At 70.2% G+C, this 24762-nt stretch carries 24 protein-coding genes and 1 tRNA gene; 2 read left to right on the forward strand and 23 right to left on the reverse strand.

Features of this window, described 5'->3' with window-relative positions:
- Positions 1 to 9: 9 nt before the first annotated feature.
- The 19 genes from E1266_RS04435 to E1266_RS04530 all read right to left on the reverse strand — a co-directional run bounded on the left by E1266_RS04435 (position 10) and on the right by E1266_RS04530 (position 18715).
- Positions 10 to 1461, reverse strand: a complete 1452-nt coding sequence (locus tag E1266_RS04435) for an MlaD family protein (protein ID WP_132043977.1) — start codon at positions 1459 to 1461, stop codon at positions 10 to 12.
- On the reverse strand, positions 1458 to 2798 hold the full coding sequence (locus tag E1266_RS04440) for an MCE family protein (protein ID WP_132043979.1): 1341 nt from the start codon (positions 2796 to 2798) through the stop codon (positions 1458 to 1460). The genes E1266_RS04435 and E1266_RS04440 overlap by 4 nt, the downstream gene beginning before the upstream one ends.
- Entirely contained in the window at positions 2795 to 4105 is a 1311-nt protein-coding gene (locus E1266_RS04445; protein ID WP_132043981.1) for an MCE family protein, read from the reverse strand. Before E1266_RS04445 ends, E1266_RS04440 begins: the two co-directional genes overlap by 4 nt.
- A complete protein-coding gene (locus E1266_RS04450) occupies positions 4102 to 5229 on the reverse strand; it encodes an MCE family protein (protein WP_165965927.1) in 1128 nt (375 codons plus the stop codon). The genes E1266_RS04445 and E1266_RS04450 overlap by 4 nt, the downstream gene beginning before the upstream one ends.
- Positions 5230 to 6261: an MCE family protein gene (locus E1266_RS04455; protein ID WP_132043983.1), complete on the reverse strand. Its 1032-nt coding sequence runs from the start codon at positions 6259 to 6261 to the stop codon at positions 5230 to 5232.
- A complete protein-coding gene (locus E1266_RS04460) occupies positions 6258 to 7523 on the reverse strand; it encodes an MCE family protein (protein WP_243718222.1) in 1266 nt (421 codons plus the stop codon). The genes E1266_RS04455 and E1266_RS04460 overlap by 4 nt, the downstream gene beginning before the upstream one ends.
- Positions 7524 to 7626: 103 nt before the next feature.
- Positions 7627 to 8391 carry an ABC transporter permease gene (locus E1266_RS04465; RefSeq protein WP_347876701.1) on the reverse strand — a complete coding sequence of 255 codons (765 nt, stop codon included), beginning with the start codon at positions 8389 to 8391 and terminating at the stop codon, positions 7627 to 7629.
- Between the two features lie 318 nt (positions 8392 to 8709).
- Positions 8710 to 9408, reverse strand: coding sequence for an ABC transporter permease (locus E1266_RS04470; protein ID WP_229808653.1), 699 nt, complete (start codon positions 9406 to 9408; stop codon positions 8710 to 8712).
- Positions 9409 to 9560: 152 nt separating this feature from the next.
- Positions 9561 to 10637: an ABC transporter ATP-binding protein gene (locus E1266_RS04475; protein WP_132043991.1), complete on the reverse strand. Its 1077-nt coding sequence runs from the start codon at positions 10635 to 10637 to the stop codon at positions 9561 to 9563.
- Positions 10638 to 11140: 503 nt separating this feature from the next.
- Positions 11141 to 11533 carry a 50S ribosomal protein L7/L12 gene (gene rplL / locus E1266_RS04480; protein ID WP_132043993.1) on the reverse strand — a complete coding sequence of 131 codons (393 nt, stop codon included), beginning with the start codon at positions 11531 to 11533 and terminating at the stop codon, positions 11141 to 11143.
- Positions 11534 to 11586: 53 nt separating this feature from the next.
- A complete protein-coding gene (rplJ, locus tag E1266_RS04485) occupies positions 11587 to 12156 on the reverse strand; it encodes a 50S ribosomal protein L10 (protein WP_132043995.1) in 570 nt (189 codons plus the stop codon).
- Positions 12157 to 12458: 302 nt separating this feature from the next.
- Positions 12459 to 13340 carry a hypothetical protein gene (locus E1266_RS04490; RefSeq protein WP_132043997.1) on the reverse strand — a complete coding sequence of 294 codons (882 nt, stop codon included), beginning with the start codon at positions 13338 to 13340 and terminating at the stop codon, positions 12459 to 12461.
- Positions 13341 to 13466: 126 nt separating this feature from the next.
- Positions 13467 to 14321, reverse strand: coding sequence for a hypothetical protein (locus E1266_RS04495; protein WP_243718224.1), 855 nt, complete (start codon positions 14319 to 14321; stop codon positions 13467 to 13469).
- 357 nt (positions 14322 to 14678) lie between these two features.
- Complete coding sequence (locus E1266_RS37780; RefSeq protein ID WP_165965928.1) at positions 14679 to 15551, reverse strand: hypothetical protein; 873 nt, start codon at positions 15549 to 15551, stop codon at positions 14679 to 14681.
- Between the two features lie 165 nt (positions 15552 to 15716).
- Positions 15717 to 16433, reverse strand: coding sequence for a 50S ribosomal protein L1 (gene rplA / locus E1266_RS04510; protein ID WP_132044003.1), 717 nt, complete (start codon positions 16431 to 16433; stop codon positions 15717 to 15719).
- 85 nt (positions 16434 to 16518) lie between these two features.
- Positions 16519 to 16947: a 50S ribosomal protein L11 gene (gene rplK, locus E1266_RS04515; RefSeq protein WP_132044005.1), complete on the reverse strand. Its 429-nt coding sequence runs from the start codon at positions 16945 to 16947 to the stop codon at positions 16519 to 16521.
- A 360-nt stretch (positions 16948 to 17307) separates the two neighbouring features.
- A complete protein-coding gene (gene nusG / locus E1266_RS04520) occupies positions 17308 to 18162 on the reverse strand; it encodes a transcription termination/antitermination protein NusG (RefSeq protein WP_132044007.1) in 855 nt (284 codons plus the stop codon).
- Between the two features lie 97 nt (positions 18163 to 18259).
- On the reverse strand, positions 18260 to 18520 hold the full coding sequence (gene secE / locus E1266_RS04525; protein ID WP_132044009.1) for a preprotein translocase subunit SecE: 261 nt from the start codon (positions 18518 to 18520) through the stop codon (positions 18260 to 18262).
- A gap of 122 nt (positions 18521 to 18642) precedes the next feature.
- A tRNA-Trp gene (locus tag E1266_RS04530) sits at positions 18643 to 18715 on the reverse strand.
- A 267-nt stretch (positions 18716 to 18982) separates the two neighbouring features.
- Here E1266_RS04530 and E1266_RS04535 point away from each other — a divergent pair.
- A complete protein-coding gene (locus E1266_RS04535) occupies positions 18983 to 20194 on the forward strand; it encodes a pyridoxal phosphate-dependent aminotransferase (protein WP_132044011.1) in 1212 nt (403 codons plus the stop codon).
- A 193-nt stretch (positions 20195 to 20387) separates the two neighbouring features.
- On the opposite strand, the gene E1266_RS04540 is transcribed toward E1266_RS04535, so the two are convergent.
- From E1266_RS04540 to E1266_RS04550, 3 genes are all read right to left on the reverse strand, one after another.
- Positions 20388 to 21143 carry a hypothetical protein gene (locus tag E1266_RS04540; protein WP_132044013.1) on the reverse strand — a complete coding sequence of 252 codons (756 nt, stop codon included), beginning with the start codon at positions 21141 to 21143 and terminating at the stop codon, positions 20388 to 20390.
- Between the two features lie 3 nt (positions 21144 to 21146).
- Positions 21147 to 21656, reverse strand: coding sequence for a SigE family RNA polymerase sigma factor (locus tag E1266_RS04545; RefSeq protein WP_132044015.1), 510 nt, complete (start codon positions 21654 to 21656; stop codon positions 21147 to 21149).
- Between the two features lie 112 nt (positions 21657 to 21768).
- Complete coding sequence (locus E1266_RS04550) at positions 21769 to 22722, reverse strand: hypothetical protein (RefSeq protein ID WP_132044017.1); 954 nt, start codon at positions 22720 to 22722, stop codon at positions 21769 to 21771.
- 221 nt (positions 22723 to 22943) lie between these two features.
- On the opposite strand from E1266_RS04550, the gene E1266_RS04555 reads away from it, so the two are divergent.
- A complete protein-coding gene (locus E1266_RS04555; RefSeq protein ID WP_132044019.1) occupies positions 22944 to 24008 on the forward strand; it encodes an adenosine deaminase in 1065 nt (354 codons plus the stop codon).
- A 54-nt stretch (positions 24009 to 24062) separates the two neighbouring features.
- On the opposite strand, the gene E1266_RS04560 is transcribed toward E1266_RS04555, so the two are convergent.
- Positions 24063 to 24762: GntR family transcriptional regulator (locus E1266_RS04560; RefSeq protein WP_207945413.1), on the reverse strand; the 700-nt coding region annotated here is incomplete at its 5' end.

A 24762-nucleotide genomic window follows, 5' to 3' on the forward strand; every position in this document is an offset into this window, starting at 1 on the left:
GGACCCGCCTCACTGGCTCAGGGGTCCGAGCATGAGCCACTTCCACGAGGAATCTCCCAACTCACGAGTACCGGCGGTGCGCTGCATGGCGTACCGCTTGCCGTCGGGCCCGTAGACGGCACCGGTCGTTGGATCGTATCCAGCGAATTCCACTGAGCCGGCCGGATACGAGAGGTAGAGGTTGCCGTTCGCCAGTTGCGCGGTGGGGGCGGCCGCGGTCTTCGCCTCGGCGTCCCCGCCCTTGGCCTGCGCCTTGCCGCCGTCGCCGTCCTTGGCGTAGGCGCCGCCCTCGGGGAAGCCCGCGCCGGCAGTGGCGCCCGGCGGGACCTGCGGGTACGGCGCGATGGCGTCGGCCGGGAAGTTGCGGGAGCCGCGGACGGCGGTGGGCGCGTCCTTCGGCGCCTTGCAGCCGGCGTCCAGGCGGGGCTTCTTCTTGCCCGTGTGCTGCGGCCAGCGCCGCTTCACCTGCTCGTAGCCCTCGGTGCACGCGGGCGGCGAGTCGATGTTCAGCGCGAGGCCCATGTGCTGGGTTCCGTCGCCGGGCGTGACGGTGAAGGCGCCCGCGACGGTCACCGGGTAGAGGATGAACAGCGAGCGCAGGCCCGCCTTGCGCGAGGAGATGACCTGGCCGGTGGTGGTGAGGTTCGCCAGGAGCACGGGCAGCGTCGGCGCGAGCTGGTGGATGGCCTTGTGCGTCTCGTCCACCGCGCCCGGCACGCTGTCGATGGTCCGGCGCAGCGCCGGGTCGTCGTTGCGGAGGGACGTGGTCAGCTCGTTCAGGTTCCGCGCGAAGCCCCGGATGTTGGCGGCCTGCCCGCGCTGGGTGTCCAGGACGGTGACGCTGTTGTCCAGGAGCCGCTTGGTGTCGGGGTAGGACTGGTCGGCGGTCTCCAGGATGCGGTCGGTGTCGTCGAGGAGGGACTGGAGGTCCTCGGCGGAGCCGGAGAACGCCTTGTTCAGCTCGTCCACGATGACGCCGAGGTCCTTGGTGTTCACCGAGCCGACCAGCGCGTCGACGTTGCGCAGCAGCTCGGCGGTGGACACCGGCAGCGTGGTGCGGTCGCGCGGGATCGTGTACGGGTCGCCCTCGTCGAGGTAGGGCCCGCTCTTCCGGGCGGGGACCAGGTCGATGTACTGCTCGCCGACCGCGGACCGGTTCGCCACGACCGCCTTCGTGCCCTCGCGCGGGATCCGCTCGCCGCGCCGGAGCTCCAGCTTGACCCGGATCCCGGTCTCGGTCAGCTCGATCGGCCCGACCCGCCCGACCGGGACGCCCCGGTAGGTGACCTCGGCGTTGCTGAACACGCCGCCGGAGTCGGTGAGGTCGACGTAGGCGACGTACTCGCGGCCGAGGAGGCCGCGGCCGACCCCGATGTAGTTCACCGACACGACCGCCACGCCGACGACGGTGATCACCGCGAAGGCGATCAGCTGGAGGATGATTCCGCGGCTGAGGATCACGAGAGGCTCCCCGTCATCAGGGTCCGCAGACCGCTGTCACCGGATTCCGGGCCGAGTGCGCCGGGGCGGCCCTGCTGGTTCGAGCGGGGCTGGTTCGAACCGGGCTGGTCCGAGCCGGGCCGGCCGCCGTTCCCCGGCAGGCCGGGCAGTCCGCCGGAGCCGCCGCCGGGCGACTGGGGCAGCACGCCCAGCGGCGTGTCGGGCAGGGTCACGTTCGGGACCTGGAGCATGTTGCGCATCTGGTGGCCGCTGCCGAGCGTCTTCTCCAGGTCGGTGCCGCCGAACAGGTTCTGCGCGAGGGACTCGAAGTCGAGGTCGACGCGCAGGTGGACGTTGCCGTAGTCGCCCTCGACGACGTTCTCGAACGTCGCCGGGAACGGGAAGGTGATCAGCGTCTCCAGCGACTTCGGCAGGTCCGAGCCGGCCTTGTTGAGGTTCCGCAGGATCTTGTCGAGGTCCTGCAGGTTGGCGAGCAGGTCGGCCTTGGACTGGTCGATCACGTTGGTGGTGGTGCGGCTGAGCTTGTCCAGCGCGACCAGCATCTTGGTGAGGTCGGCGCGGTTGCGGTCCAGGACCGCGATCGCCGGGCCCGTCTGGTCGATGGTGTTCCGGATCGTCTCGCGCTCGTCCGCCAGCTTCCCGCTGAGCCGGTCGATGCTGTCCAGCGCCCGGGTGATCGCGTGCCGGTTGCGGTCGAGCGTCCCGGTGAAGGTGTTGAGCCGGTGCAGCACCGACTTGATCGTCGCCTCGCGGCCGCCCATCGCGGCCTGCAGCTCGCGGCTGATCGTGGAGACCTGCTCCAGGCCGCCGCCGTTCAGCAGCAGCGACATCGCCGACAGCACCTCTTCGATCTCGGTGCCGCGGGTCGTGCGGGCCAGCGGGATCAGGTCGTTGTTGCCGAGCCGCCCGCTCGGCGGCTCGTTCGCCGGCGGGTCGAGCTGCACGAACTTCTCGCCGAGGAGGCTCGTCTGGCCGATCGTCGCGACGGCGTTGTCGGGCAGCCTGACGTCCTTGCGCACCTTGACGGTGACGACGGCGTACCAGCCGCGGTCGGACCGCGAGTCGCCGGCCAGCTCGATCTTCTCGACCTGGCCGACCGAGACGTCGTTGACCTTGACCGCGGACTGCGGGACGAGGTCCAGCACGTTCGCGAACTCGATCTTCACGGTGGTCGGGTCCGACCCGAGGTCGGGGCCGCCGGGCAGCGGCAGCGACGACACGCCGTCGAACGTGCAGCCCGTCAGGGCCGTCACGCCCGCGAGGGCGACGACGCCGAACAGCCGCGCACGGCCGCCGAAGGCGCGTCCCGCCCGGCGCACCCGCCGTGTCGTGCTCATCGGCCACCTCCAGGCAGCAGCGCGGTGATGTCCCCGGGCGCGCCCTGCGCCGCGGCACCGGTCCCGGCACCGGCGTCCGACCCACCGTTCGACCGGTTCTTCGCCTTGGCGGACTTGGGCGGGCCCTGCGGCCCGTAGGCGTCCGGCGGGATCGGGACCGGGTCGTAGTGCGTGGTCAGCGCGGTGATCCAGGACAGGTCCAGGTGCAGGCCCGTCAGCGCCTTGCCGATGCCGTTGTACGGCTCGACGAAGTCGAGGCACTCCTTGGCGGGCGTCCCCACCGAGTACGCCAGCGAGCAGACCCAGTCGGCCAGGTCGTGGAACTGGCGGAAGTTGGTGCGGGTGTGGACCGTGCCGCTGATCGGGTCGTACGCGCGGGCCAGGTTGTTGATGGCCAGCGGGCCGGCCTGCAGGATCTCGGCGAGGGCGTCGCGCTCCTTCACCAGCACGCCGGTGATCTGCGCGAGCTGCCGGACGCTCGCGGCCAGCTCGCTGCGGTTGTCCTTCACGAACCGCTGGACGTTGCGCAGCGTCGGCGCGAGGGTGTTGAGGGCCGCGCTCAGCTCCTCCTTCTCCCCCGCCAGCTGCGCCGACACCTCGTTGAGGTGCCCGCCGAACGACTTGATCTGCTGGTCGTTGGCCTTCATCGCGTCGGTGATGACGCGCAGGTTCCGGATCGTCTCGGCGATGTCACCGCGGTCGGTGCTCAGGGTGCTGAGCGCCTTGGAGGTGTCCGCGATCGTCTGCCGGATGTCGTCGCCCTGCCCCTCCAGGTTCGAGGCGCCGACCCGCAGCAGCTCCGACAGGGCCCCGGTGCCGTCCTCGCCGGGCGCGTTGGCGCCCTCCGGGCCGAGGGCCTTGGTGAGGTCGTTCAGGCTGCCGCCGATGTCGTCGACCTCCACCGGGACGGCGGTGCGGCTGGTGGTCAGCGTCGCACCGTCCGCCAGGACCCCGCCGCCCTTGTACACCGGCGTGAGCTGGATGTACCGGTCGGCGACGAGCGTCTGGTTGATGATGACCGCCTGCGCGTTGGCCGGCACCTTGTACTTGGCGTCGTACTTCAGCTCGACCTTCACCGCGTCGCCGACGGGGTCGACGCTCGTGACCTCCCCGACGCGGATGCCGAGGATGCGGACGTCGGCGCCCGGATAGAGGCCGACCGTCTTGGTGAAGTACGCCGTCATCCGGCGCTGCTCCGGCTTCTGGAGCACCAGCAGGAGCACGGCGGCCAGCACCGCGACGGCGAGTATCGCGCCGCCGAGTCGGAGGATGGTCCCTGAATTGCGCACGGAAACCTGCCTGCTCACGGGAGGAAGGGCAACGGGTTGTCGCCCGTGACGCCGGTCTGGCCATTGCCGGAAGAACCATTGCCGGAAGAACCATTGCCGGAAGAACCGTTGCCGGACGAGCCGTTGCCGTTGCCGGTACGGCCGCCCTGCTGGTGGGTGCCGCCCCCGCCGCCCGGGCCCTCCCCGATCGAGGCGGGGATCGGCAGGAGGTTCTGGATCCACGAGTCGAACCAGCGGCCGGTGCCGGTCACGTCGGCGAACTGGCGGGCGAAGGGCGCGAACAGCTGGAGGATCCGGTCCAGGTTGTCCTGGTTCTTCAGCAGCACCCGGTTGACCCGCGCCAGGTTGTCCAGCATCGGCCTGAGCTGCTTCTCGTTCTCGTTGATCAGCGCGTTCACCTGCTGGGACAGGGTCACGGTGCGGATCAGCAGCTGGTGGATCACCGCGCGGCGGGCCTGCACCGCCTGCAGCACCTTGTCGCCGTCCTGGACCAGCTCGGCGAAGTCCTGGTTGCGGTCCGCGAGCAGCTGCGAGACGTCCTTGGCCTTGCCGGTCAGCTCGTGCAGCTCCTCGTCGCGGGACGCGATCGTGTTCGACAGCCGCCGCAGGCCCTGCAGCGACGCCCGGACCTCCTCGGGGGAGTTCTCGAACGTCTGCGACAGCACCTCGAACGACTCGGCGACCTGCTCGACGTCGATCGCGCCGACCCGCTGACTCAGCTCGCTGATCGCCGGGACGACCTCGAACGGGACGTGCGTCCGCTCGATCGGGATCGTGCGGCCGAGCTCGCCCTTCCCGCGCGGGATCAGCTCCAGGTAGTGCGAGCCGAGGACCGTCTTGATCTTGATGCTGGCCTCGGTGCGGTCCCCGAGCCGCACCCCGTCGTCGACCCGGAAGGTGACCTTGACGTGGTCTCCGTCCAGGTCCAGGGACTCGACCTCGCCGACCTTGACGCCCGCGATGCGGACCTCCTCGTCGGGCTCCAGCCCCGCCGCCTCCTTGAACTGGGCGGTCCGGGTGGTGCCGCCGGCGATCAGCGGGATGTTCTGCAGGTTCATCGCGAGGACGACCAGCACGATGATGACGGCGAACCCGATGAGGCCGATGGGGACCGGGTTGCGCTCGCGGAACGAGACCCTCATCTACTTGCACCTCGCGTTCTCGTTCACGATCGCCGGCGTCTGGTAGACCGGTCCGCCAGGCAGCCGCACCCGCGCGTCGAGGCCGCAGATGTACATGTTGAACCAGGAGCCGTAGGAGGAGATGTTCACCAGCTTCTCCAGCCGGTTCGGCGTCCGCTGCAGGCCCTCGTCGATGTCCTTGCGGTTCGCGTCGAACGTCCCGGTGAGCTTGCGCAGTCCCGCGATGTCGTTCCGGATGCCGGGCCGCGCGTCGGCGAGCAGGTCCTGCGTGGTGCCGGTCAGGTCGTTGAGCGCGGCCACCGAGTCGAAGATCGCCTTGCGGTCGTCGGAGACGCCGCTGACGAACCCGCGCAGGTCGAGGATCAGCTTGTTGACCTCGTCGTGCCGCTCGTCGATGGTGCCGAGGACGGTGTTCAGGTTGTCGATCACCCGGCCGATGACCTTGTCCCGGTCGGCGAGCGTGCTGGTCAGCGACGCGACGTGCGCGAGCAGGCTGTTGATCGTCCCGCCCTCGCCCTGCAGCACCGTGATGATCTGCATCGCCAGCGTGTTGACGTCCTTGGGCTCCAGGGCCCGGAACAGCGGCCGGAAGCCGTTGAACAGCGTCGTCAGGTCCAGCGCCGGCTTCGTCTGCGAGATCGGGATCGTGTCGCCCGGGTCCAGGTACTCGTTGGCCTGGCCCTCCCCGTCGGCCAGCGCGAGGTACCGCTGGCCCATCAGGTTGCGGTAGCGGATGTGCGCCTGCGTGGACGTCGGCAGCCCCGCCCGGAACGCGCCGTTCTCCTGGACGCTGAACGTCACCTCGGCCTGGTGCCCCTTGTAGAGCTTGATCTCCTCGATCTGGCCGACCCGGACCCCGGCGACGCGGACGTCGTCGTTCTTCAGCAGCCCGGTCACGTCCGAGAAGATCGCCTTGTAGGTCTTGGACGGCCCGAACCGCATGTTGGAGATCGTCATCGCCAGCACGCCGGTCGCCACCGCCGTGACGACCACGAAGGTCAGCAGCTTGATCGCCGCACTCGTCGTCTTCACTTGACCGTCACCACCGATCCCTGCATCAGCGGCCCGAACAGCAGGGACGAGACGTCGGAGACCTCATGGGCGGGGGTCTGCGTCATCGGCCCGACAATGCTCTTGATCTTGTCCTGCTCGCTCATCGACCCCGGGTCGACGAAGATGTTCGACACCGCCCGGCCGCGGCCGCCCGCGGGCGCGTTCGCCGGGTCGGGGTCCTTCCACCACAGGTTGTCCTCGGTGCCGTCCAGCGCCAGGAAGTCCGGGAACGGGACCCGCGGGTTCGGCAGGTTGTAGCAGCGCGGGTTCCGCTGGTCCTTCACCTCGGGCAGCTCCAGCGGGTTCTTGTAGCCCGGCCGCGGCTTGACGATCTCGATCGTCAGGTTGAAGGTCTTGGACCCGTTCCCGCCGGCCACCCGCTCGGCCTCCGGCTTGATCTTCATGAGGCCCGCCAGCACGCACGGCATCGACGGCGAGTACCGGGCGACGAGGCTGAGCACGTCCCGGTTCGCGATGTTGAACCCGACGATCTTCGGTCCGTTGTTGCGCATGAACACGTCGCCGTCCTGCGCCAGCGCGGTCGTCGCCGGGATCAGCCGCTCGATCGTCGCCGTCTTGTCGGTGATCGTCTTGCTGGTCACGTTGAGGTTCCGGAGCGTCTGCAGCAGATCCGGCGCGGCGGCGTGGTAGATGTCGGACACGTCCGCCAGGCCGTGCAGGTCGTGGACGAGCGTCCCCAGCTCCGGGTTGATCTTCTTCAGCAGCGCGTCCGCCTGCTCCAGGTTCTGCCCGATCTGGTCGCCGCGGCCCTGCAGCGCCGTGGCGAGGGCGTTCAGCGTCGCGTTCAGCTCCGCCGGCTTCACCGCCTGCAGCAGCGGCAGCAGGTCGTTCAGCACCTTGTCGATCTCGACGGCGGCGCGGGACCGGTCCTGCTGGATCACGGTTCCCTCGGCCAGCCCCAGCGCGCCCGGCTGCTCCGGGATGTGCAGTTCCACGTACTTCTCGCCGAACAGCGTCTTCGGCAGCAGCCGCGCCTGGACGTTGCCCGGGATCAGCTTCGCCTTGTCCGGGTCGAGCGCCAGGTGCAGCGTCGCGCCCTGCGCCGTCGCGTCGGTGTCGCGCACCTCCCCGACGATCAGGCCCCGCACCTTCACGTCCGAGTGCGGCAGCAGCTGCAGCCCGGCGCGCTCCGCCCGCACCGTCACCTCGGTCACGGGGGTGAACGCCTTGTTGAACAGCGCCACGGTGAGCGCCAGCAACAGGACGATCACCAGCAACATGGAGATCCCGAGCAACCGAAACCGGATACGTTCCGTCATGATTCTGCCGCCCTCTGTGGGGGGGCGACCCCCCACGCCCCCCGGTTCGCTCCGCTCATCCCGGTCACCCCGCGATCCGGACGGTGGTGTCAGTGCCCCAGATCGCCATTCCGAGGAGCAGGTCCGTCACGTTGATGACGACGATGCTGGTGCGCACCGCGCGGCCCACCGCGACGCCGACGCCGGCCGGGCCGCCGCTCGCGTGGTAGCCGTAGTAGCAGTGGATCAGCATGACCAGCACCGAGAATATGATTACTTTTCCGAACGACCACAAGATATCGTTCGGTGGTAGGAACAAATGGAAATAGTGGTCATATGTGCCGGTCGACTGCCCGTAGAAAACCGTCACGATCAGCCGCGTCGCGCCGTACGAGGCCAGCAGGCCCACGATGTACAGCGGGATGACCGCGATCATCCCGGCCAGCATCCGGGTCGTGACGAGGAACGGCATCGACGGGACCGCCATGACCTCCAGCGCGTCGATCTCGTCGGAGATCCGCATCGCGCCGAGCTGGGCGGTGAACCCGCAGCCGACCGTCGCCGACAGCGCCAGCGCCGACACCAGCGGGGCGATCTCGCGGGTGTTGAAGTAGGACGCGACGAAGCCGGTGAACGCCGCCGTGCCGATCTGGTTCAGCGACTCGTAGCCCTGCAGGCCGACCTGGCTGCCGGTGAAGAACGTCATGAATCCGACGATCACCACCGAGCCGCCGATCACCGCGAGGCCGCCGGTGCCGAGGCTCACCTCGGCCAGCAGCCGCAGCACCTCCGTGCGGTAGCGGCGCAGCACCCGGAACGTCCACGCGAACGCGCGGGCGTAGAACGACATCTGGTGTCCGAAGTCGTCCAGCCGCTGCAAAGGCGCGTTCACCGCCTTACTGACGGCTTTCCCTGTCTTTCCCGGAGCTGTACTCATCGCCTCGCCTCCGCTCGGCTGCGAGCGGCCGTCCGCGGCGCCGTCTTCCCTCGTCGCTCCGGTCGCAGGCTCCCTGCGCTCCTCAGTCCAGACGACGCCCGTCCGCTCGCCCTGCTCATCGCCTCGCCTCCGCTCGGCTGCGAGCGGCCGTCCGCGGCGCCGTCTTCCCTCGTCGCTCCGGTCGCAGGCTCCCTGCGCTCCTCAGTCCAGACGACGCCCGTCCGCTCGCCATTACATGCCCTTCGACGGCACGAACTGGAAGTACAGCGCGGAGATCAGGAAGTTCTCCAGGAAGAGCAGCATGAAGGTGATGACCACGGTCTGATTGACCGCGTCACCGACCCCCTTCGGGCCGCCCTTCGCGTTCAACCCCTTGTACGCCGCGACGAGGCCGGCGGTGATGCCGAACACGAACGCCTTGAACTCGGCCTGCAGCAGGTCGGGCAGCTGCGCGATGGCGTTGAACGACGCCAGGTAGGCGCCGGGCGTGCCGTCCTGCAGCATGACGTTGAAGAAGTAGCCGCCCATGAGGCCGACGACCGAGACCAGCCCGTTCAGGAACAGCGCGACGAACGCGCAGGCGAGCATCCGCGGCACCACGAGGCGGTGCAGGGGGTTGATCCCCAGCACCTCCATCGCGTCGATCTCCTCGCGGATCTTGCGGGAGCCGAGGTCGGCGCAGATCGCCGAGCCGGCGGCGCCCGCCACCAGCAGCGAGGTCACCAGCGGGCTGGCCTCCCGGACGATCGCGACGACCGCGGTCGCACCGGTGTAGGACTGCGCGCCGAGCTGCCGGATGAGCCCGCCGACCTGCAGCGACAGGATGCCGCCGAACGGGATGGCGACCAGCATGGTGGGGACCACCGTGACGCTGACGATGAACCACGCCTGCTGGATGAACTCGCGCCACTGGAACGGCCACTTGAACATCGCGCGGCCGGTGTCCAGGCACAGGGCGAAGAAGCGGCCCGGCTCCCGGATCGCGACGTTGGCGGCGCCGTCCCCGATCTTGCGGAACGTCGTGGACGACCCGCCGCCCTTGCCATCCCCTCGCTGGTCCGCGCCGATACCAGGAGTGGACATCAGTACCCTGCACCCGCCCCTTGCTGCCCAGGCGGCGGGTTACCCGGGAAGTGGCCGGGCGCGGCGCCGGGCGGCGGGCCGCCGGCGGGCGCCATCGACGCCACGTACCGCGGCCACTCCTCCACCCAGTTGCGGCCCAGGTCGTCGACGAAGGATCCGGGCGGCGGGGTGACGCCGTGCGCGGCGCACCAGGCGCCGGGGGCGTGCTGCCCCGGGCGGATCCGGCCGTCGCTGGTCATCAGCTGCGGCGGGATCGGCGGCAGCTTGCCCGGGTCGTGGCCCTGCTTGGCCTCGGCCTCCAGCTCGGAGACGTCCTTCTCCTCCGACATGCCGATCGGGCCGATCTTGCGCGCGTTGAGGAACTGCCGGACGACCGGCTCCTCGCTGGACAGCAGCATCTCGCGCGGGCCGAACATCACCAGCTCGCGGCGGAACAGCAGGCCGATGTTGTCCGGAACGGTCCGGGCGGTGTTGATGTCGTGGGTGACGATGAGGAACGTCGCGCCGATCTCGGCGTTCAGGTCGACGATCGTCTGGTTCAGGTACGACGTGCGGACGGGGTCGAGGCCGGAGTCGGGCTCGTCCACCAGCAGGATCTCGGGGTTCAGGACGAGGGCGCGGGCGAGGCCGGCGCGCTTCTTCATCCCGCCGGAGATCTCCCCGGGGAGCTTCTTCTCGGCACCGAGGAGCCCGACGAGCTCGAGCTTCTCCATGACGATCCGCTTGACCTCGGACTCCGACTTCTTCGTGTGCTCGCGGAGCGGGAAGGCCACGTTGTCGTAGATGTTCATCGACCCGAAGAGGGCGCCGTCCTGGAACAGCACGCCGAACAGCTTGCGGGTCTCGTAGAGCTGCGCCTCGGGGAGGTAGGGGAGGTCCCGGTCGCCGACCCAGATGTGCCCGCGGTCCGGCTTGAGCAGCCCGACCAGGGACTTGAGGAAGACCGACTTACCGGTGCCGGAGGGGCCCAGGAGAACGGAGATCTCTCCCGCGGGCAGCGTCAGCGACACGTCCTGCCAGATGGTCTGACGGCCGAAGGACTTGGTCAGGCCCTCGACTCTGATCTCGACGCCCACTCGTCACCTTTCGTCCAGGCCGGGGGGGAATCCCGAACCAATGAGCGAGTAGCTCTAGGCTCTTTGTCGTCACACCGCGTGACCGCCCTCTTGCTACCGTCCAGTAGCCGTGACGGGTGCCACTACCGTAGCGGGACTCCGTCCAAATGGAAGGGGTTCCACTCCAGATCAGCGGCCAAATGCGACGTCGTAAGACAATCGTTACTTACGGCGTCTATGAGACTAGTGGTCCAAGAACCGGAGCCTCAAGCGGGGTCGGGGTGTTCGGCCGGGGAAGAACGGCTCCGTCCGTCCGCCGGGACACCGCGACCCTCGTGTGGCCACAGCGTCAGAGGGGACGCTACGCCGCACGCTGATAAGCGCACAACCCGCCCGGACGCACGCTTTCCGGCATGCGTTTATCACTCCGGTACAACGAAAAGAGGCGGCCGCCCCACCCGTGGTGGGACGACCGCCTCCCGAGGAGCGAACGGAGCCGTACCGGCCCCGGGCTCTGGAACGCCTTACTTGACGGTGACCGTCGCGCCGGCCTTCTCCAGGGCCTCCTTGGCCTTGTCGGCGGCCTCCTTGTTGACCTTCTCCAGCAGCGGCTTCGGCGCGCTGTCGACCAGGTCCTTGGCCTCCTTCAGGCCGAGGCTCGTCAGCGCGCGAACCTCCTTGATGACCTGGATCTTCTTGTCGCCGGCACCCTCGAGGATGACGTCGAACTCGTCCTGCGCGGCGGCCTCCTCGGCGGCCGGGGCGCCGGCCCCGCCCGCGGGGGCGGCCACGGCCGCGACCGGCGCGGCGGCCTTGACGTCGAAGACCTCCTCGAACTGCTTCACGAACTCGGAGAGCTCGAGAAGGGTCATCTCCTTGAACGCGTCGAGCAGGTCGTCGGTGCTGAGCTTCGCCATGATCTTTCCTCCGCTATGGCTTGAAAAACTGGGGATTACGTAACCGCGGGTGCCTACTCGGCGGCCTCGGCGGCCTCGGCGGCCGGCGCGTCGGCGGTCTCGCCCGCCGCCTCGCGCTTGGCGCGCAGCGCCTCGGCCAGCTGCGCCGTCTGCGTCGGCAGGGCGTTGAAGAGCGCGGCCGCGTTGGACAGCGAGCCCTTCATCGCACCGGCGAGCTTCGCGAGGAGCACGTCGCGCGACTCGAGGTCGGCGAGCTTGGTGACCTCCGCCGCGCTCATCGCCTTGCCGTCGATGAACCCGCCCTTGATCACCAGCAGCGGGTTGGCCTTGGCGAAGTCACGCAGGCCCTTGGCGGCCTCGACCACGTCGCCCCGGACGAACGCGATGGCCGACGGGCCCTCGAGCAGGTCACGGAACTGCTCGTCGACACCGGCCTCGTCCGCCGCGCGCTTGGTCAGCGTGTTCTTCACCACGCGAAACCGTGCGGTCTCGCCGAGATTGCCGCGCAGTTCCCTGACCTGCGCGACGGTCAGCCCGCGGTACTCGGTCAGCACGGCGCCGCTGGAGCTCTGGAACTCGTCCTTGAGCTCGGCGATCGCCGCGTCCTTATCGGCCCTGGCCATGCGGCCTCCTTCCGATTACCTGGGTGTTCACGACCCTCCCCATCCCGGGGACGGGGCCCGATCGACCAAAAAACGCCCCGGCGCAGGCGCACGGGGCGTCCAGGCAAGGCACGGAGGCCATGCGGAAGCTCTCGTCTCACCTACGCAGGCCGCCCGACGAATCGGGTCCTTCGGTCACCTCGGCATGAGGTGACGACCGGCGGTCTTCGGCACCGAACAGAGTACGTGCACGTTCCCCGACTTACCAAATCAGCGAGGGGACCGCGCCGTCGCGGCGCGGTCCCCTCCCGTGTCGGCCGTTGTCAGCTGCCCGGCAGGCCGCCGCCGCCGATCCCCTGCAGCATCTGGCTGAAGTCGGTGACCTGGTTCGCCGGCGGCGCGGCGATGTTCACCGGCTTGCCGAAGTCGCGGTACTTGATGGTCATGGTCATGACCCCGTCGGCCGTCTGCTGGCCCTTCATGGTCATCTTGCGGGGGAGCTGCTGGTCGTCCACCCACAGGTCGAACTGCATGCTGTCCATGCCGGTCTGCGCGTAGCCCTTGCGGAGCACCTCCTGCTGGTCCGCGGGCAGCTGCGCGAGCGCGTCCTCAAGCCGGTAGGTGCCGGTGTAGTGCGTCGTCTGGACACCGTCCACCGTCTCCTTGCCCACCTCGCGCGCGTCCTTGGACGCCGTCAGCATCTTGGTGTTCTGGACAGGGTCCATCTGCCGCGACTGCTGGAGCAGCTGGTCGACGTTCAGGCCGGACTTGCGGCCCAGCTCGTCCAGCGACATCTTCAGCCACGGCTTGCTCGCCGACCCGCCGCCGAGCTGGCTGAGCATCGGCATCTTCATGTAGATGGTCCGGCCCACCAGCCGCTGCTCCATGCCCGGCATCGACTGCCCGGCGACCGTCATCTTGTCGAAGTTCATGCTGTAGGCGAGGTCCGGCTTGAGCTGGTACTGCATCCCACCGGTCATCGAGACGTCGCCGTCCGCGGCACCGGTCATCTGCATCGCCATGCTCGCCTTGAAGGTGTCGAGCTGGCCGGTCTTCTCCGCTGCCTTGCCGAGCACCTGGGCGGCCGAGAGCTTCAGGTTCGCACCGGCCTCGCCCACCTTGTCGCCGGCGCCGCCGAGGCAGCCGGTCAGCGAGAGGGCGAGGCCGGTGGCCAGCGCGACGCCCGTGGCGAAACGACGGATCATCGTGGGGGGTCTCCTTGGTCTGCTCCACGGCCCGCTCACACCCGTTGCACGGCAGGGCCGCCTGAAGGATCAGACGCACCGGAGCACCACCGGGTTCACCGTTTTCGCGATCTTGTCGGCGGAAGGTCAGTTCCCGCCGAGCAATCCCGCGATCGACAGTTCGCCGACCTGGTCGGACGGCGGCGGGTTCACCTTGAACGATTCCCCGTAGTCGCTGTAGAGGACGGTCACCGTGCCGGTCTCACCCTGCACGCCGCTCATCTTCGACACGAGCTTGCGCGGCAGGTTCTCCGCGTCCGTCCACAGATCGAAGTTGATCTTGTGTTGGGCGTCCTCCACCGGCAGCCACTTGCGCACCTTCTCGCGCGACTCCGCGTCGAGCCGGTTCAGCGCGTCCTGGACGGTCACCGTCCCGGTGTAGTGCGTCGTCTCGACCCCGTCGACCTTCTCGGTGCCGACCCGGCGCGCGTCCTTGGAGCCGGTGAACATCTTCGTCTGCTCGGCCGGGTCCACCTTCTCCACCTGGCCGATCAGACCCTGGATGTCGAACCCGGTGTGCTGCGACGCCCGGTCAACGTCGATCTTCAGCCACGGCTTGCCGCCGCTGACGAACTTGGCGAGCTGCGGGACCTTCGCGTACAGCACGTCGCCCGTGAACAGCGCCTGCCCCTGCGCCCCCGGGACGCTCTTCCCGCCGCGGCTGAACTCGTCCAGCTTCGCACTGAACTGCAGCGTCGGCCGCAGCTGGAACTGCCCGTTGGCGCGGATCTCCCCGCTGCCGCCCTGCCCCGTCCCGGTCACCGTGAGGTCGGCCTTGAACGTATCCGCCTCACCGGTCTTCTCCGACGCCTTCACCAATGCCTGACTGGCAGTGAGCTGCATATTCTCCGTCGTGCCGGTGCCGCCTCCGCCGCACCCGGTCAACAGGAGAGCCGCGCTCACGGCGGTGCCGCCGGCGGCCACCACGAGTCGTCGTTTCATGAGGTTCGAGCCTCCCTTGTCGCCCTGCTGGTGATCCCAGTGTCACGGGGACGCCAACGACGCTACATCCCCCGGTGGTACGAAAGCCCCACCAGACGGTACGACCAAGGTCGTAGTGTGCCTGCCTATTTGCATCGCCCTTGGCGGTCAGGCGCTAGATGTACTCGGCCACCACAGCAACCCCGCACCGACCTCAACGCCTGCGATCGCGACCGAAGGCAGGTTTCAAGCCTGCGAGCTGATCGCGCAGCGAGCCCCCAGGGCGAGCCGGAGCGATGCAGCGATCGCGCGCAGTGCCCGTTGAAGGGAGGGACCCCAGGGCCCGACCGCAGAGGGCACTGCAAATGAGCACAGGGGTCAGCGGTAGGCGTTGAAGGTCATGGAGCCGGTGAAGGTCGCGCCGGGGGCCTGGGCGCTCAGGCCGATCGAGGTGGGGCGGGACTTGCTGTCGGCCCAGAGGTCCAGGCCGCAGCCGGTGTCCTGGGGGATCAAGTCGCGGATCGCGGCGGCCGCTTCCTGCGGGAGCAGCGAGTAGACGCTGCCCATGCGGGCCTGAGCGGTGAACTGGGTCCGGCCGCTGTCGTCCGGCTCGCTCGCGGTCGTGCCGGGGAGCGTCCCGATCATGAAGGTGAACTGGCGGGGGTCGGACTGGGTCTGCAGGGTGTTCAGCTGCGCGGCGGTGAGGGTGGACTGGGTCCACTTCTCCCCGTCGAAGCCCTTGAGGTTCTGGCCGCTCACGATGACCTTCTGAGTGATCTTGGTGAGCTCGCCGCCCTGCATCGTCTGGGTGACGCCGGTCGCGTTCATCGCGAACTTCGGGTACAGGGTGAACGACGCGGTCTCCGCGGCGTGCTTGTAGTCGCCGTTCGCGCCGATGGACACCTTGACCTCGGTCTTGCGGGTGAAGGCGTGGAGGCTCGGGCCGGGCTGGGGCGGCGCGGTGGGCAGGTTCGCCAAGGCGCCGCCGCCCGTGCCCGGCGTGCCGGGGGCGTTGCCGGTCCCGCCCGGGTTGGCGCCCGGTGCCGCGGGGGCGCCGGGGGTGACGAGGCCGGTGGCCGTGCCGTTCGGGTTGGCGGGGTCCTGCCGGGACATGGCCGCGGACGCGGGCGACGCGCCCCCGTCCCCGGCGGAGTTGCCGCCGACCTGGACCACCATCACGATCGCCGTGGGCACGACGGCGACGGCGGTGACTGCGGAGATGGCGATGGCACGGTCGGTTCGACGCTTCACGGGGAAGATTCAACACCAGATTCCCCACCGGTAACAAAACAATCCGGTCACCCAATTGTCCGGTTCCGGACGCTGATCTATGTATCCAGCCCGTTCGGTGCTATGTGCCGGTACGCGAACAAGGCGCCCCCGCCGGAGCGGGGACGCCCTGTGCCGTGCTGCCGCTCAGACCTCTTCGAGGTCGGCGGTAAGGTTGCGGACCGCGTTCGGGTCCACCGGGATGCTCGGGCCCATCGACGTCGTCATCGACGCCTTCTTCACGTACCGGCCCTTCGCGGCGGACGGCTTGAGCCGCTGGATCTCCTCGACGGCCGCGGCGTAGTTCTCCACCAGCTGGCGCGGCTCAAAGGACGCCCGGCCGATGATGAAGTGCAGGTTCGCGTGCCGGTCGACCCGGAACTCGATCTTGCCGCCCTTGATGTCGGACACGGCCTTCGCCACGTCCATCGTGACCGTGCCGGTCTTCGGGTTCGGCATCAGGCCGCGGGGGCCGAGCACCCGGCCCAGGCGTCCGACCTTGCCCATCTGGTCCGGCGTGGCGACGACCGCGTCGAAGTCCAGGAAGCCGCCCTGGATCCGCTCGATCATGTCGTCGGTGCCGACGAAGTCGGCGCCCGCCGCCTCGGCCTCCTGCGCCTTGGCGCCGGCGGCGAAGACCAGCACGCGGGCGGTCTTGCCGGTGCCGTGCGGCAGGTTGACGGTGCCGCGCACCATCTGGTCGGCCTTGCGGGGGTCGACGCCCAGCCGCAGCGCGACCTCCACGGTCGGGTCGAACTTGACGACCTTGGTCTCCTTGGCCAGCTGCACGGCCTCGGCCGGGCTGTACAGCCGCTCCCGGTCGATCTTCTCCGCCGCGGAGCGGTAGCCCTTGCTGCGCTTCATGGTGATTCCCTTCCGGAATTCGTGGTACGGGCCAGCGCCTGGCCCTGCCACTGCCGTCCCGCCGGCGGCGGGATACGGCGTCAGGTCACTTGATCTCGATGCCCATCGACCTGGCGGTGCCGGCGACGATCTTCTCGGCGGTCTCCAGGCTCTTGGCGTTGAGGTCGGGCATCTTGGTCGTGGCGATCTCGCGGACCTGGTCGGCGGTGATCGAGCCGACCTTGGTCTTGTGCGGCTCGCCGCTGCCCTTGTCGACGCCCGCGGCCTTCAGGATGAGCTGCGCGGCCGGCGGGGTCTTGGTGACGAAGGTGAACGACCGGTCCTCGTAGATGGTGATCTCTACGGGGACGACGTTGCCCCGCTGGGACTCCGTGGCAGCGTTGTACTGCTTGCAGAAGTCCATGATGTTGACGCCGTGCGGACCGAGCGCGGTACCGACCGGCGGCGCCGGAGTCGCGGCCCCGGCCTGCAGCTGGACCTTGACGAGCGCGGCGATCTTCTTCTTCGGAGGCACTTGAACCCCTTTATCCCATTTATCGGTGGTTCCGACTCCCGGTCATCCGGGCAACACGGCGGCTGGGACGCATCCTCCGTGTAGGAACCACTTGGACTCGCAACCCGCGTGAGCGGGGAGCATCGCTGGTGTTGCCTGTCCGGTGCGCAGATGCACCGGACCGTCCCCGCCAAAGCGGGACGATTTCCCGGTGGGGTTCGATCCGGACCGTGCCGGCCGTCCCCCGCCTGGGCGGGACAACCCGTCCAGAATACGGCCTCGTGCGGGCCGGTCGATCCATCGGGCCGAACATGCTGCACGCCCCGCATGGATCCGGGCCGTCCCCCGCCATCGCGGGAAACGGCCCGGCCTGGGCTCAAGTCAGATCTTGGAGACCTGGTTGAAGGACAGCTCGACGGGGGTCTCCCGGCCGAAGATCGAGACCAGGACCTTGAGCTTCTGCTGCTCGGCGTTGATCTCGTTGACCGTGGCGGGGAGGGTGGCGAACGGGCCGTCCATGACGGTGACCGACTCGCCGACCTCGTAGTCGACGGTGGCGGGGGCCTTCGCCTGCTCCTTGGCCTTGACGGTGCCCTCCTCGGGCTCCGGGGCGAGCAGGCCGGCGACCTCGTCCAGGCTCAGCGGGGACGGCTTGTTCAGCAGCCCGACGAACCCGGTGACGCCGGGCGTGTTGCGGACCGCGGCCCAGGACTCGTCGGTCAGTTCCATGCGGACCAGGATGTAGCCCGGCAGGACCTTCTCGTTGACCTTCTGCCGCTTGCCCTGCTTGATCTCGGTCACCTCGTGCTGCGGGACCTCGATCTGGAAGATGTAGTCCTCCATGTTGAGGGTCTGCGTCCGGGTCTCGATGTTGGTCTTGACCCGGTTCTCGTACCCCGCGTAGGAGTGCACGACGTACCAGTCGCCCGGCTGGAGCCGGAGCTGCATCTTGAAGTCGGCGTAGGGGTCGGCCGGGGGGCCGGCCTCCTCCTCGTCTTCGTCTTCGTCCTCGTCCTGCTCGTCCGTGACGGCCTCGGCGAGATCGGCGGCGTCCGCGGCGGCGTCCGGCCCGGGGCCCTCGCCCTCGAGCTTCGTGTCCGCGGGCTCGGCTTCGCCGGCGGCGACGGCCGCCTCGGCCGTCTCCTCGGCGGGCTCGGCCGCCTGGTCTGCCGCAGCAGCCGCAGCGGACTGGGCCTCTTCAACGGCCTCGTCGTAGGGCTGTGAGGGCTCGGACACGGTGTCTCTTTCTCTCGGCTTGCGGTGAATGGACTTGCGGTGGTGCGGCGGCGGCACGTCGGTACGCCGCGGCCCGGGCGCGATCAGCCGAGGCCGATCAGCCGAAGATGGCGTAAATGCCCTGCTGCAGCCCGTAGTCGACGCCGGACACGATCCCCACCATGATCAGCACGAAGATCAGTGCCGCGACCGTGTAGGTGATGAGTTCCCGCCGCGTGGGCCAGATGACCTTGCGCAGCTCGGCGATGATCTGGCGCACGAAGAGCGCCGGAGTCGTCCGCCGCGGGGACTTCTCCTTCTTGCGCTTGCCCTCGCCCTTGGCCTCGGGCTCGTCGCGCTCGTCGGTCTCAGTCGCCATTTGCCGCCGTTCACCTCATAGGTCGTGATCCAACCACCATGTGGTTGCCGCACGGTCCCGTGCCGCGAAGCGCCACGGCGCCGCCATGTCGCGGCCGGCACGGGTGCGCGCACCGCACCTCGCAGGGCAGGAGGGACTCGAACCCCCAACCGCCGGTTTTGGAGACCGGAGCTCTACCAATTGAGCCACTGCCCTTCATTCTCCGGGTCAACGGAGAACACCCGGCCACGGGACCGGGTCGTGCCGCGTCCAGCTTACGACCTTTGCCGACATCCGTGTGCGGACAGGCTCGTAGAGCGGGGACGCGCCACTAGGACGGTGAGTCTACGTGCCCCGGGCCCCCGCGTCGAACCGGATGGCGCAGGACGCCCGGACCGTGTCACGGGGCCGTGCCGGGGACGCGTCCGGACCCGCCCCGGTATACCGCTCTGGCCACCGGACATCGTCTGTAACGATAGGGATATGAGCATCGACCGTCCTCGCATCTCCAAGCGCATCGCCGCGATATCCGAATCCGCCACGCTGGCCGTCGACGCCAAGGCCAAGGCGCTCAAGGCGGCGGGCCGCCCGGTCATCGGGTTCGGCGCGGGCGAGCCCGACTTCCCCACGCCCGGCTACATCGTCGAGGCGGCGGTGGCCGCCTGCTCCGTGCCGCGCTTCCACAAGTACACGCCCGCGGGCGGGCTGCCCGAGCTGCGCGCCGCCATCGCGGAGAAGACCGAGCGGGACTCCGGCTACAAGGTCGAGGCGTCCCAGGTCCTGGTGACCAACGGCGGCAAGCAGGCGGTGTACGAGGCGTTCGCCGCACTGCTCGACCCGGGCGACGAGGTGCTCGTGCCGACGCCGTACTGGACGACCTACCCCGAGTCGATCAAGCTCGCGGGCGGGGTGCCGGTGGACGTGGTCGCCGACGAGACCACCGGCTACAAGGTGAGCGTCGACCAGCTGGAGGCGGCCCGCACCGACCGGACGAAGGTCCTGCTGTTCGTGTCGCCGTCCAACCCGACCGGCGCCGTGTACTCCCGCGCCGAGATCGAGGCCGTCGGCCGCTGGGCGGAGGAGCACGGCCTGTGGGTCGTGACCGACGAGATCTACGAGCACCTGGTGTACGGGGACGCCGAGTTCCACTCGATGCCCGTGGTGGTGCCGGAGCTGGCCGACCGGACGGTCGTGCTGAACGGCGTCGCCAAGACGTACGCGATGACGGGCTGGCGGGTCGGCTGGCTGATCGGGCCGGCGGACGTGGTGAAGGCCGCGGCCAACCTCCAGTCGCACGCGACGTCCAACGTGGCGAACGTGTCGCAGGCCGCGGCCATCGCGGCGGTGACGGGCGACCTGTCGGCGGTGGCGGAGATGCGCACCTCGTTCGACCGGCGCCGTAAGACGATCGTGCGGATGCTGAACGAGATCCCGGGCGTGGTCTGCCCCGAGCCGGAGGGCGCGTTCTACGCCTACCCGTCGGTCAAGGAGCTGCTGGGCAAGGAGATCCGCGGCAAGCGTCCCGAGACGTCGGTGGAGCTGGCGGCGCTGATCCTGGAGGAGGCGGAGGTCGCGCTGGTGCCGGGCGAGGCGTTCGGCACGCCGGGCTACTTCCGCCTGTCGTACGCGCTCGGCGACGACGACCTCGTCGAGGGCGTCTCGCGGGTCGCGAAGCTGCTGTCCGAGGCGAGCTGACACCCTTTTCGCGGTCGTGAACCGGCCCCGGGCGCATCATGTGCCCGGGGCCGGTTCCGTGCGGAACGGGCCGCGTCCACCGGCCCGTTCCCGGAGCGTTCCGGCCGGCCGTCCCGCCGCGGCCCCTCCCCGCCGCGGGACGTCCCGCCGGAACGGCGTCAGTGCCTCCCCGAGCGGCCCTCCGGCGCCGCGTTCACGGGCGGACGCCCTCGGCGACGCGCATCAGCCGGGTCTCCACCGAGCCGCCGGCCGACACGGTCACCCCGACGCCGGGTCCGGCGAGCCAGGAGATCTGGCGTCCTGAGCCGGGACGGTCGGCGGTGAGGGCCGGCGCCCCCCGCACGGACGTGCGCCCGGGAAGGCCGGGCGACTTCATGAGGTCCCGCGGGCCGGTGAGCCCGCTCCCCTTCACCATGGCGATCTCCAGCCACCCCGCGCTCCCGCGCCACTTGCAGGTCGTCGTCTCGCGCTCGGCGCCGTCCGTCACCGTGCACGGGCCCGCGGCGGTGAGGCCGTCCGGGATGTAGGTGATCCAGCCCGGCAGGCCGTCCACCACTCCCCCGGGGCCGGGCTCGCGCGGGTCGTCCGCGGACCCGCTCGCCGACGGGTGGGCCTCCGGCCGGGAGGAGGCGCCCGCCCCGGGCTCCCCCTTGGCTGACGGGGACGCGGAGGAACCCGGGGCGGGCGGTCGTTCCGGCTGCTCGAGCGTCGGGCCGCCGTCCGCGGGTCGGGCGGTCCCGGGGTTCCCGGCAGGTGCGGCCCGGAACGACTGGTAGGTGGGCACCAGGGCGAGCGCAGCGACCGTGGCCGCGGCGGCTCCGGCGGCGGCGTGGATCCGGGCCTTGCGGCGCCGGTGCCGGCGCTTGACGTCCGCGACGAGCGACGCCGGCGCGGTCGTCCCGGCCACCTGCTCGGCCATGGCCTGCCGCAGTTCACTCTCCAGGTCCATCGCTCATCTCCCCAGTGGCGCCAGGTTCGTGCCGAGGCGCTCCCGGAGCCTGGCGAGCCCCCGGGACGCCTGGCTCTTGACCGTTCCGACCGAACAGCCGAGCGCCTGCGCCGTCTCCGCCTCCGACAGGTCCTCCCAGAACCGCAGGACCAGTACCGCCCGCTGCCGCGGGCCGAGCCTGCGCAGCTCGTCCATGAGCGTCCCCCTCAGCTCGACGGCGTGTTCGGGCGAGGCCGCCGGCCGTTCCGGCAGCCGCGCCATGTGGATCTCCTTCAAAACCTTCCAGCGGCGGGAGCGGCTGATCACGAGATTGACCAGGATCCTGCGGACGTAGGGCTCGGGGTCGCTGCCGGGCTCGATCCGGCCCCAGTGCCGGTACGCCTTCTCCAGCGCGGTCTGCAGGACGTCCTCGGCGTCCTGCCGTGCCCCGCACATCAGCGCCGCGGTGCGCAGCAGGGCATCGCCGCGTGCGGCCACGAACTCCACGAACGTCTCGTCGTCTCGACGCCCCACTGTGCTCCGTCCCGGGCTGGCGCGAATCCGGCCGGTCTTCTCTCGGGGGTGGGCGGCTCCGCGCCGAGCCGCCCACCCGGTTCCTGGTACCGCTGCGTGCTGGCCGGCCCTTCTACTTGACCTGGGCCAGCGCGGTGGTGACGTCCTTCAGGCCGCCCGCGAGGACGGGGCTGCCGTTGACGAGCAGCGACCGGCCGTCCGCGTCGAACAGCAGCACGCCGCCGCGGTCCGGGAGGATCGAGCCGGCGGTGCCGCCGGGCACGGTCACGGGGGTGCCGCCCTTGGGCAGCTTCAGCGCCTGCCGCAGCTGATTCTGCGTCATGCCGGCGGGCGTCCTCAGGGTTTCGACGGTGATCCACCGGCCGGTCTTGTCGGCCCACTTCTGCGTGACGGCGCAGATGTTCGCCTTCCGCAGGTCGGCGGAGCCGGGGACGGTCGAGACGTGGCGCAGGCCCTTGGCCAGCAGGACCGTCCGCTCGACCGTGCCGCCGACCTCGACCGCCGGCACCAGATCGGTGCAGTCGAGCCGGGGGACGGCGGGTAGGCCGGGCTTGGCCGGGACGCGGGCGGACGGCGTGGTCGCCGGGGTCCCCTTCGTCAGCTCCTTCGTGGACGGCAGGCAGGTCGGCAGGTCGGACGGGAGCTTGCCCCTGGCGTCCGGCAGCTTGGCGTCCGGCAGCTTGGCGTCAGGGACCTTCGCGTCAGGGACCTTCGCGTCCGGGACCTTGGCGTCGGGCAGCTCGGCGCCCGGGAGGTCGGTCTTGGGCACGTCCACCTTCGGCAGTTCCCTGGTGGCGGGGTTCTGCTCCAGGTGCTTCCGGACCTGCCTCTCCGCCCCGGTCTCCGGGATCTTGGCGCTGGGCAGCGCGGGCTTGGCCGGCAGGCAGGTCGGCGGGGTGCCGGGCACGGCGTCCCGGACCTCGCGCTCCACCGCGGGGGCCGTGGCGCCCTGGGGGCGGAGGTCCGCCTCCTGGTGGGAGCCTGCCATCGCCCAGGTCGCGCCGCCGCCCACGGCGACGGTCCCGATGGCGGACGCCGCGATCAGGGCGGCCTTCAGCGTGATCATCGTGTATCCCTTTCCTGCCCGTGCTCGGTTACGGGGGTGCCCGTCTCTCTCTGGCGCCCCTCGTATACGCACGGTGTCCGGACGAGGTTGCACGCGATCCCAAAGTTTTTTCGGGATGCCCATGTGCGGGGATGGCCGTCGCGTGTCATACGAGGTAGTCCGGTGAGGTGATCCTTCCGGAAGGGGGTTCAACCGCGCCGATCACCCGGCAGCATTGGCACATGGAGGCCCCTACCGTGTCAGCTCGTCCCGCCCAGGAGGTTCTGGGTTCCGCCCGCAATGACGTGGCACTGCTCCCCAAGGCGCACCTGCACCTGCATTTCACCGGGTCGATGCGGCACTCGACGCTCGTCGAGCTCGCCGGCGCGCACGGCGTGCATCTGCCGGACGCCCTCGTGGAGGACTGGCCGCCCAAGCTGCAGGCGACGGACGAACGCGGCTGGTTCCGGTTCCAGCGCCTCTACGACATCGCCCGCTCGGTGCTGCAGACGCCCGGCGACCTGCGCCGCCTGCTGCGGGAGACGGCCGAGGACGAGGCGGCGGAGGGGTCGGGCTGGCTGGAGATCCAGGTCGATCCGAGCGGGTACGCGGCGAAGTTCGGTGGGCTGACCCCCACGGTGGAGCTGGTGCTGGACGCGGCGCGGGACGCGTCCGAGGCCACCGGCGTCGGCATCGGCGTGGTCATCGCCGCGAACCGCACCCGGCACCCGCTGGACGCCAAGACGCTCGCCCGGCTGGCCGTCCAGCACGCCGGCCGGGGCGTCGTCGGGTTCGGGCTGTCCAACGACGAGCGGCGGGGCCGGGCCTACGACTTCGAGGGCGCGTTCCGGATCGCCAAGCGCGGCGGCCTGCTGTCGACCCCGCACGGCGGTGAGCTGCTCGGCCCGGCGAGCATCCGGGAATGCCTGGAGACCCTGGAGGCCGACCGGATCGGGCACGGCGTGCGCGCCGTCGAGGACCCGCGGCTCCTGGAGCAGATCATCGAGCGCGGTGTGACGCTGGAGGTGTGCCCGGCGTCGAACGTGGGCCTCGGGGTGGCGGCGACGGCGTCGGACGTGCCGGTGCGGCGGCTGTACGAGGCGGGCGCGTCGATCGCGCTGGGCGCGGACGACCCGCTGCTGTTCGGTTCGCGGCTGGCCGTCCAGTACGAGCTCGCCCGGGCCGACCACGGCTTCTCCGACGCCGAGCTGGCCGATCTGGCGCGGCAGTCGATCAGGGCGTCGGCGGCGCCGGACGACGTGCGGGGGCGGCTGCTCGCGGGCGTCGACGCCTGGCTGGCGGGCTGAGCCTCCCTCCCGGACCGCACGCTGGTCGGCCGACCACTGCGAAACGGCGCCGCGCTAGTGCCGGGCCTCGTCGCCAGATGGCCACATTCCGCGGCTTTCGAGGTGGCTCACCAGGAGTTCACCGGCCCGTACGACGTGGTCCCGCATCCGTTCGGCCGCCGCGGCGGCGTCGCCGTCCCGCAGCGCGGCGAGGACGTGCTCGTGATCTCGCACCGCGAGGTCCGGCCAGCCGGGAAGCCTCCCGTACAACCCGCGCGGGACGTACCGTGCGGCCGTGCCGAGCGACCAGGCCAGCTTCGCCGAGTCGGCCGCCAGGTTGATCTCGCGGTGGAAGTGGTGGTTGTGCTCCTCCATCAGGTCGGGTCGCCGGGCGGCGAAGGCGCGTTCCAATTCGCGGTGGAGCGCCTCCAGGCCGCGCAGGTCCTCCGGGCCGATCCGCGGGGTGGCGCGGGCGGCCAGCTCGGCGGCGATGCCCGCCTGCACCCAGAACAGGTCCTGGACGTCCCGTTTCGACAGCGGCGCGACGACGAACCCGCGGCGCGGCTCCAGGACGACGAATCCCTCGCTGCGCAGCGACTTCAGCGCCTCCCTGACCGGGGTGACGCTGATGCCGAACTCCATGGCGAGCCGTTCGAGCCGCAGATGGTCGCCGGGCCGGACCCGGCCCTCCATGATCAGCTCGCGGATGCGGGCGGCGGCCTCGTCGCTCAGCTGGAGGCGCATGCCGAGCGCCTGCCGGGGGGCGGGTGCGGGT

Origin of the sequence: Actinomadura sp. 7K534, assembly GCF_004348575.1 — a bacterium.
GTDB classification, from domain to species: domain Bacteria; phylum Actinomycetota; class Actinomycetes; order Streptosporangiales; family Streptosporangiaceae; genus Spirillospora; species Spirillospora livida.